This window comes from Salinisphaera sp. S4-8 (assembly GCF_040361235.1).
Taxonomy (GTDB): domain Bacteria; phylum Pseudomonadota; class Gammaproteobacteria; order Nevskiales; family Salinisphaeraceae; genus Salinisphaera.
This window is the reverse complement of the sequence record NZ_APNF01000030.1, coordinates 1-1308: the sequence shown is the minus strand read 5'-3', so window position 1 is coordinate 1308 and position 1308 is coordinate 1. Positions and strand designations below refer to the sequence as shown.

Annotated in this window: 1 protein-coding gene; it reads left to right on the top strand. The window is 63.8% G+C overall.

Going from position 1 to position 1308, the window contains the following annotated elements:
• The first annotated feature begins 99 nt into the window (after nt 1–99).
• The gene (locus S4A8_RS19085; RefSeq protein ID WP_353221325.1) at nt 100–1305 is read left to right on the top strand and encodes an ISL3 family transposase; all 1206 of its coding nucleotides are present in this window, start codon (nt 100–102) and stop codon (nt 1303–1305) included.
• Nucleotides 1306–1308 lie beyond the last annotated feature (3 nt).

Sequence of the window (1308 nt, the reverse complement as noted above, 5' to 3'; positions counted from 1 at the left end):
GGTTCATCGCGGATCAGCGGGACGGTAGGTAAAGAAGCGGCGACGCTTCGCATATAGAGTTGGGGTTACCACACCTAACAACTCGCGAAGGCCGCCGCCATGTCCGAGGCTAATCCGCTTTGCCTTTTCTGGGAAGGTTTCGAGCCGGCAGGCTGGTCTGCGCAGGCTGATGGTAGCCTCGTCGTCCGGCTATCCGCCTGCGCTGGACACGCCCCACGCTGTGGCGGCTGTCGACGTTCGGTGTCGATCGTGCATGAGCGAAATCGGCGCTGGATTCGCGAGCGTGACCTGATTGATCGACGCCTGTGGCTCGACGTGCCGGTGCGCCGGTTGCGCTGCGGCCACTGCGGCGTTCGTACCGAGCATATTCCCTGGCTGCACGGACGCCGAGCGCTTACAGGGGCGCTGGCGCGCCATGCCGAGACGCTGGCGCGGCTGTGGCCGATCCGCCAGGTCGCCGACGTACTCGGGCTGCACTGGCATACGGTCAAGGCCCTGGACGCCGCCCGGCTCGAACGCGAGTTGCCCACGCCCGACCGATCCCGGCTGCGCCGGTTGATCATGGACGAGTTCGCCCTGCACAAGGGGCATCGCTATGCCACGGTCGTGGCCTGTGCCGAGACACGGCAGGTGCTCTGGGTCGGCGAAGGCCGCTCCAGAGCGGCGATTCGCCCCTTCTTCGAGTGGTTGGGCTCGGCCTGCCATCACATCGAAGCAGTCGCCATGGATATGAACACGGCCTTCGATCTCGAGGTCGCGGCCCAATGCCCGAACGCGGTCGTGGTCTATGACCGCTTCCATGTCATCGCCAAGTTCGGTCGCGAGGTCATCGATCGGGTACGGGTCGATCAGGCCAACGCCATGGGCCGTGATCGGTCCGCGCGACGCGCGGTCAAGCGCGGCCGTTGGCTGTTACTGCGCAACCGCCAACATCTGAATGCGCGACAGGCCGTCCGACTCGATGAACTGCTCGCGGCCAACGCACCCCTGATGCAGGTCTATCTGCTCAAGACCCAACTCAAAGAGCTGTGGTTCGCGCCGAGCATGACTGAAGCCCGACAGCGCTGGCACGACTGGTACCGGCTGGCACTCGAAACCCGGCTGGCGCCCGTCATCCGCTTTGCGAATACGCTCAAGCGCTACGTCGAGGGCATCGTGTCCAGCGTGAATTATCGCCTCAATACCAGCGTGCTCGAAGGCATGAACAACCGCATCAAGGTGATCAAACGCATGGCCTATGGCTACCGGGACAGCGCCTACTTCTTCCTCAAGATCCGAGACGCATTTCCCGGTAATGTGCGATGAACC